Raw genomic sequence first — 7,870 nt, 5'->3', positions numbered from 1 at the left:
TCCTCCGGCACAAATGGTGGCTAACATGAAAGTCGGCACGATGCAAGCTTTCTGTGTGGGGGAACCTTGGAACGCCCAATTAGTTAACAAAAAACTCGGTTATTCGGCCTTGATTACTGGGGAACTGTGGAAGGATCACCCCGAAAAAGCTTTCGCTTTACGCGCCGATTGGGTGGATAAAAATCCCAAAGCGGCAAAAGCTTTAACTATGGCTGTTCTAGAAGCGCAGCAATGGTGCAACGATCCCGCTAATGTTAAGGAAATGTGCGAGATTATTTCAGGACGGGAATGGCTGAAAATTGACCCCGCCGATATCTTGGGAAGAATGCAGGGTAATATCGATTTCGGTGATGGTCGCAAAATCGAAAATAGCCCCGTAGCCATGAAATTCTGGGCTGATAACGCTTCCTACCCCTACAAGAGTCATGATACTTGGTTTGTGACTGAAGACATCCGTTGGGGCTATATTCCCGCCGATACGGACATCAAAGCTTTAGTTGATAAGGTTAACCGGGAAGATATCTGGAGAGAAGCCGCCACAGCCCTCAATGTTCCAGCCGATCAAATTCCCACCTCTACCTCTCGCGGTGTGGAAACTTTCTTTGATGGCGTGAAATTTGATCCCGAAAATCCCCAAGCTTACCTGAAATCTCTCAAGATTAAAAAGGTTTAAATCAGTGTTCAGTGATCAGTAACCAGTCAACAGTTAAAGATGATTTGCTCATAACTGGTAATTAATAACTGATCACTGATGCTGATGCTGATCACTGAACCACTGACCACTGATAACTGAACCACTGATAACTGATAACTGATAACTGATTATGGCTGTTTCTATTTCTCGTCGTTCTCAAGGTACAAAATGGGTAAAAGACCTGAAAAAAAAATTATCCAAACTAGCAACTTCGGCGATTGCTTTATTAATTTTCCTCGTCATCTGGCAAATAATCTGTTTTAGTCCCGATGCTCCCCTCCCTAGTCCCACCAAAGTTGTTAGCGATACCTGGGAATTAATTATTAATCCCTTTTTCAATAATGGTGGCACGGATGTGGGGTTATTCTGGCAAATTTTCGCCAGTTTACAACGGGTGGCCGTCGGTTTTACCCTTGCCGCTATTGTTGGCATCGCCGTGGGAATTTTAATCGGTAGTAGCGCCCTAGTTTATGATGCGATCGATCCGATTTTCCAAATCCTGCGTACCGTTCCCCCCCTAGCTTGGCTACCCATCTCCCTAGCGGCTTTTCGTAATAACGAACCTAGTGCCATATTTGTAATTTTTATTACAGCAATTTGGCCAATTATTATTAACACAGCCGTGGGAGTACAGCAGGTTCCCCAAGACTATAAAAACGTCTCTAGAGTGCTAAAATTATCCAAAGTTGAATATTTTTTCAATATTCTTTTTCCCGCCACCGTTCCCTACGTTTTCACGGGATTAAGAATCGGTATCGGTTTATCTTGGTTGGCGATTGTAGCGGCAGAAATGCTGATCGGTGGCGTGGGAATTGGCTTCTTTATCTGGGATGCTTGGAATAGTTCCATGATCAGTGAAATTATCCTCGCTCTGATTTATGTGGGTATTGTTGGTTTCTTACTCGATCGCCTCATGGCCTACATCGCTAAATTAGTTGTACCCGAAGAAAATAAATAAGGCTCTCTTGAGGTTATGGTGATCGGCAAATCTTGTCGAAAAAAGAGCCACACCAAGCGCAATGTATGGTGAACATTTTTCAGCCAATCTCCAAGAGAGCCTAAACAGTAAACAGTTATCAGTAAACAGTAAACAGTGAAAAGACAGTAGTAAACTGCTATTTAATACTGCACACTTAAAAACTCAAATCTGATAACTGATAACTGATAACTGATAACTAATAACTAATAACTGATAACTGATAACTGATAACTGAAAATGTCTGCATTTATTGAAGTCGATCACATTGATAAGGTTTTCCCTCTCCCCGATGGCCGTCAATATATCGCCCTAAAAAATATCGATCTCAGCGTTACTCAAGGGGAATTTATCTCTTTAATCGGTCACTCCGGTTGCGGGAAATCCACCCTCTTAAATATGGTCGCTGGACTCGATCGCCCGACGGTGGGAGGGGTGATTTTAGAGGGAAAAGAAATTAAAGGTCCCGGTCCCGATCGCATGGTGGTCTTCCAGAATTATTCGCTGCTGCCCTGGTTAACCGTCCGGGAAAATATCGCCCTAGGAGTTAACCGCGTGCTGCGCCATCTACCGGCTGCTGAACGCAAAAGTGTCATCGAACATAGTATCGATATGGTACACCTGCGCCATGCCGCCAACAAACGACCGGGAGAATTATCGGGAGGCATGAAACAACGGGTAGCGATCGCCCGCGCCCTAGCTCTACGGCCAAAAGTCCTGCTACTCGATGAACCCTTTGGGGCGCTGGATGCGTTAACCAGAGGCAATTTACAGGAACGTTTAATGGAAATCGTCGAAGAAAGCCACGTTACCTGTATCATGGTCACGCACGATGTGGATGAAGCCCTATTACTATCCGATCGAGTGGTGATGTTAACCACCGGTCCGGAGGCCCATATCGGTCAGATTCTCGATGTTCCCATTCCCCGTCCCCGGCATCGTTTAGAAGTAGTTAACCATCCCAGTTACTACTCCCTCCGTAACGAGATCGTTTACTTCCTTAACCAACAGAAGCGATCGAAGAAAGTCGGTCAACCCACCGGTCCAGTGACGGTGATCGGCCAAGCTACCCGACTGAAAACCAATCCTATCATCGGTTTTATCCCCCTCACCGATTGCGCCCCGATTATTATCGCCAAAGAGAAAGGTTTCTTCGCCGAGGAAGGATTAGAGGATGTTCTCCTACAACGGGAACCCAACTGGAAAGCGCTCGCCCAAGGAGTGGCTACCGGTCGTCTCGATGCAGCCCAGATGGTGGCGGGAATGCCCCTCAGCATGACCATTGGAGCTGGCAATAAGCCCTCTGTCCCCGTGATTAGTGCTTTGGTACTCAGTCGCAACGGTAACGCCATCACCCTCAGCAATAAATACAGGGAATTGGGGGTAGAAAAACTGGAGGACTTAAAGGGGGCCCTCCTGCAAAGTCCCGACCAAATCGCCACTTTCGGCATGGTTCACCCCGCCTCCATGCACAATCTACTGTTACGCTACTGGTTAGCTAGTGGCGGCATCGATCCCGATAGTGATGTCAATTTAGCCGTAATTCCGCCGCCTCAAATGGTTTCCTTACTAAAAGCGGGTAAGATCGACGGTTATTGTGTGGGGGAACCCTGGAACTCCTACGCCGTTCACGAAAAATTAGGCTACGTTATCGCCACCGATCTTGATATTTGGCCCGGACACCAAGAAAAAGTTCTCGGAGTCAAGGAAACTTGGGCAGCGAAACATCCCGAAACCCATATCGCCATGGTGAAAGCTTTAATTAAAGCCTGCGAATACTGCGATGATCAGCGTAATCGAGAAGATATCGTTAATATTCTCAGTCAGCCCCAGTATGTGGGCGTGGATAGCGCAATTATCCGCCCCGGTTTTCTCGATGGTTACGATCGCGGTTTAGGAACTGCCCCTGAACCCCTATTCCGATTTAATCAGTTTTACGTCGATCAAGCTAACTGTCCAGGCCGGAGTGAGGCCCTATGGACCCTAACTCAGCTTGCCCGTTGGGGTTACGCACCTTTCCCCCGCAACTGGGTGGAAGTGATTGAACGCGTCCGTCGTCCCGATCTGTTTGGTGAAGCTTGCCGGTCCCTGGGTCTTCCCGATTTGGAACCCGATCGCCACAGTTTCGCCCTCTTTGATCATCTTATTTTCAATCCCGACGATCCGATCGGCTATCTGGAACGTTTTTCCATCCGTCGCGATTATCGCGTCTCAGAAGTTCTCCTCGATGATCCCGTCGCTAATTAAGGTTGGCTGAATAAATCTAAAAATCTTGTTGGGTAAAACTTTTAGACTTTTTGGCAATCAAAAAGTACGAGATATGGGAGTGATCGGGGGGAAAATCCCTGGACTTTTTCCCTGAAAATTAGGTAATTGACCAGATGAAAATCTCTAAAACCCCACACCCCACACCCCACACCCCACACCCCACACCCCACACCCCACGAAAAACTTTTTCAGCAGACCCGAATTAATGGTTGTGGTGGGCTTTGCTCACCTTAAAATAAATCTAGGACGAATATGCAAACTTTTACCGATAAGACCGTGAATTCCAGCACCACCACCCAGCCTTTTTTATTAGTTAGTAATGTTGCCAAAGAATACCCCTCCCCCGAAGGGGTTTACACCGTTTTAGACGGTGTGGAGCTGCAAGTCAATGAGGGGGAATTTGTCTGCATTATCGGTCACTCCGGCTGCGGTAAATCGACCCTTTTAAATATGGTGGCGGGGTTTTCTTCTCCTAGTCGTGGGCAAGTGCTGCTACAGGATAAAGAGGTTAAGGAACCAGGACCAGACCGGATGATGGTATTCCAAAATTATTCGCTTTTGCCCTGGAAAACTGCCTTTGAGAACGTTTATATCGGGGTTAATTCCGTTTATCCCGAAAAATCTCAGGCTGAGAAGGTGAAGATCGTGGAAGAAAATCTATCCTTAGTGGGATTGACAGAAGCAGCCCAGAAAAAACCCCCCCAATTATCGGGAGGTATGAAACAACGGGTTGCGATCGCCCGCGCCCTGGCCATTCGTCCCCAAGTCCTCATCCTCGATGAACCCTTTGGGGCCTTAGATGCGATCACTAAAGAGGAATTACAGGAAGAATTGCTGAAAATCTGGCAAGAAAACCAGTTAACCGTGTTGATGATTACCCACGATATCGATGAGGCTTTGTTCTTGTGCGATCGCTTGGTGATGATGACCAACGGCCCAAGCGCTAAAATCGGTGAGGTGTTAAAGATGCCTTTTGCTCGTCCCCGGGTTCGTTCCCAAATTACCGAGGATCCCCGTTACTACGAACTCCGCAATGAAGCTCTCGATTTCCTCTACAATCGTTTTGCCCATTCGGAAGATCCTAACGAGGATGCCCCCGAACAACCCCGCACAGAAAATCTCGTGGGTAAAATTGTTACTGCTATTGGTGGCATAGCTTTACTCGCTTTTGTCGGTTTTAGTCTGATACAAATGTTCACCAGCAAGACTGCCAATACTGCTAATCCGGCTACCATCGAGGACTCCAGATAAGTAACAGTTATCAGTTATCAGATTTGAGTTATCAGATTTGAGTTTTAAGTGACAGTATTAAATAGAAGTTTCCTACTGTCTTTTCACTGATTACTGTTTACTGATTACTGACCAAGGATAAACCAGAAAGAGACAAAGAACAAAAAGCTGAAACCCGATCAGTTTAACTTATATAGTAGTGATCGATCTTTGTGTCCTTTGTGTCTGGAGTGGTTCGTTCCACTCACTCGCCCGCAAGACTGTATCTTAGAATGGATTTTAATCTCTGGAGAGTGAGTCAATGATTAAGATGTTCAAAAACCGATTTATCACCGATATCGTTGGGGAGAGGTTGGCTTAACTTTCCCAGAGCAAAGATAACAAATAAAGTCGCCCAGAGAATTAATAGCCCCTTTTCCCAATTTAAGGGCAATATCCCCAAAAGATGACCGAGTAAAAGGCTGGGAACTAGAGGGGTTAAAAACTTGGTTTCTAGACGATTAAAACAAAAAGCTTCTTTGAAATAAATCCCCGTGAGACTAGCAAAAATAAAGCCCACACCGAATAAACTCACCGGATGGTTATAGACAAATTCTAGGGGAGAAAGTTGATAATAAAGGCTGAAAATTAGGGAAGTAATCGCCCCAATTAGCCAAAAAACTTGCAGGAGACGATGGAGGGGAATTAAATAAATATGGATAGTCAATAAACTGATGCCTAACCCCAGACAAAAACCCATGTATAAAAGGTTGGTCAGGGGCAGTAATTGCGGTCGGCTGAGAACTATAATTGTAGCGACAGCGAAACTAAAAGCCGCTAAATTTAACCCCAGACGGTAGAGACGCACGCCTAGGCGATCGCTATCCGTAATCGTAAACTCTCCGAATTGACCTTGATAAACTCGATCGACAGCAGGGGAAGTCATAAGCTCTAAAGAAAAAGGGAAGCTTAGAAAAGATTGACTACAAATCATCTTAAGCTTAAATTATGCCAGTAGCCTCACTTCTTCCCCCTCTCGGCTGACTAATTGCGAGTTAGGATCAAGGTTACACTTCCTTTAGATTTTTAAGCCATGTCGTTGAACCAAGAATCCCTCGCTTTTAGCCATGGGAGGGTCAAGAACTCAACTAGCGAAATTTTGATCGTGGGCGGTGGTATCATCGGATTAGCGATCGCCGTCGATTTGCAATTGCGCGGGGCAAAAGTTACCCTCCTAGTTCGAGATATAGCTCAGGCCGCTAGTCGTGCGGCTGCGGGAATGTTGGCCCCCCATGCGGAGGGGATTCCCCCGGGTCCCTTTCTCGATCTTTGTTTACAATCGCGCTGGTTATATCCAGAATGGAGCCGCAAAATCGAGGATTTAACGGGGATAAACAGCGGTTACTATCCCTGTGGTATTCTTGCTCCCGTTTACGAGCTAGATCAGCCCGTTACTACCGAGGAAGTTAATAAAATTTGGTTAGACAGCAATGCAGTTCATCTCTACCAACCCGGACTAGGTAAAGATGTGATCGGTGGTTGGTGGTATCCCGACGATGGACAAGTGGACAACCGGCAGCTAGTGACTGCGCTGCAACAAGCGGCCGAAAATTTAGGGGTAGAAATTCGCCAAGGGGTAGAAGTCCACGCTATACAACAAAAGCAGGGAAAAGTCAAGAGTATTTATACCTCAATTGGGGAATTAGAAGCAAAAATTTACATTTTAGCGACAGGATCCTGGACGAGTCAACTTTTACCCCTCCCTATCCATCCCGTCAAAGGTCAAATGGCCGCAGTAAAAATGCCCCCTAACCAGACCTTAGCTAGGGTTTTATTCGGTCCGCAAACCTATCTAGTTCCCCGTCGCAATGGTCGTTTAATTATCGGGGCCACTTCCGAAACAGTGGCCTGGCAAACGGGTAATACACCCCAAGGACTGCAAACCCTGTTTGAGCGGGCCACCCGTCTCTATCCCCCTTTAGCTGACTGGGAAATCGAGGAAATGTGGTGGGGATTCCGTCCGGGTACAGCGGATGAATTACCCATTTTAGGCCGCAGTAGCTGTGATAACCTGATTTTAGCCACCGGTCACTATCGCAATGGCATTTTACTCGCTCCTGTCACTGCTTCCTTAATTGCTGACCTGGTGATTAATGACAAAGTTAATCCCATTTTGACCCATTTTAGCTGCGATCGCTTTAATCAACCATCACCCGTTACTATTCCACCTATGTCCTTAACTATTATTGAGAATAAACCCCAAGCACTTTTATCGCCCCAGAATGATAGTCTCACCATTGCCGGGAAAACCTTTCACTCCCGCTTGATGACTGGGACTGGCAAATATGCCAATCTGACCACTATGCAGGAAAGTATTACTGCCAGTGAATGTCAGATTGTCACCGTCGCCGTTAGACGAGTACAAACGAACGCACCCGGTCATGAGGGATTAGCAGAAGCGATTGATTGGTCGAAAATCTGGATGTTACCCAACACTGCCGGTTGTCAAACGGCCGAAGAAGCGATTCGCGTGGCTCGTTTAGGGCGAGAAATGGCCAAATTATTGGGACAGGAAGACAATAACTTTATTAAACTCGAAGTTATTCCCGATCCTAAATATTTATTACCCGATCCGATCGGAACTTTGCAAGCGGCGGAACAATTAGTTAAAGAAGGTTTTGCCGTACTGCCCTATATTAACGCCGATCCTCTCTTAGCCAAAC

General features: G+C 46.3%; 6 protein-coding genes. 5 read left to right on the top strand and 1 reads right to left on the bottom strand.

From position 1 onward, the window contains the following. The 4 genes from PX484_RS08245 to PX484_RS08230 form a co-directional block, all read left to right on the top strand. A partial coding sequence (locus tag PX484_RS08245) for a CmpA/NrtA family ABC transporter substrate-binding protein (RefSeq protein WP_288103423.1) occupies positions 1 to 673 on the top strand: 673 nt, incomplete at its 5' end. 151 nt (positions 674 to 824) lie between these two features. Further along, complete coding sequence (ntrB, locus tag PX484_RS08240; protein ID WP_287766516.1) at positions 825 to 1,652, top strand: nitrate ABC transporter permease; 828 nt, start codon at positions 825 to 827, stop codon at positions 1,650 to 1,652. 258 nt (positions 1,653 to 1,910) lie between these two features. Then, the gene (locus PX484_RS08235; protein ID WP_287766518.1) at positions 1,911 to 3,917 is read left to right on the top strand and encodes an ABC transporter ATP-binding/substrate-binding protein; all 2,007 of its coding nucleotides are present in this window, start codon (positions 1,911 to 1,913) and stop codon (positions 3,915 to 3,917) included. 273 nt (positions 3,918 to 4,190) lie between these two features. Continuing rightward, positions 4,191 to 5,189: a nitrate ABC transporter ATP-binding protein gene (locus PX484_RS08230; RefSeq protein ID WP_287666884.1), complete on the top strand. Its 999-nt coding sequence runs from the start codon at positions 4,191 to 4,193 to the stop codon at positions 5,187 to 5,189. 277 nt (positions 5,190 to 5,466) lie between these two features. On the opposite strand, the gene PX484_RS08225 is transcribed toward PX484_RS08230, so the two are convergent. After that, on the bottom strand, positions 5,467 to 6,093 hold the full coding sequence (locus tag PX484_RS08225; RefSeq protein ID WP_002799919.1) for a DUF2301 domain-containing membrane protein: 627 nt from the start codon (positions 6,091 to 6,093) through the stop codon (positions 5,467 to 5,469). Between the two features lie 147 nt (positions 6,094 to 6,240). Between PX484_RS08225 and thiO the strand changes: the two genes are divergently transcribed. Beyond that, positions 6,241 to 7,870, top strand: a 1,630-nt coding sequence (gene thiO / locus PX484_RS08220; RefSeq protein WP_288103419.1) for a glycine oxidase ThiO, incomplete at its 3' end; no start/stop codon positions are given.

It is taken from the genome of Microcystis sp. M49636_WE2, from assembly GCF_030065375.1.
Classification (GTDB): domain Bacteria; phylum Cyanobacteriota; class Cyanobacteriia; order Cyanobacteriales; family Microcystaceae; genus Microcystis; species Microcystis aeruginosa_C.
The sequence above is the reverse complement of the archived record's forward strand: the minus strand, read 5'-3'. Positions and strand labels throughout refer to the sequence as shown.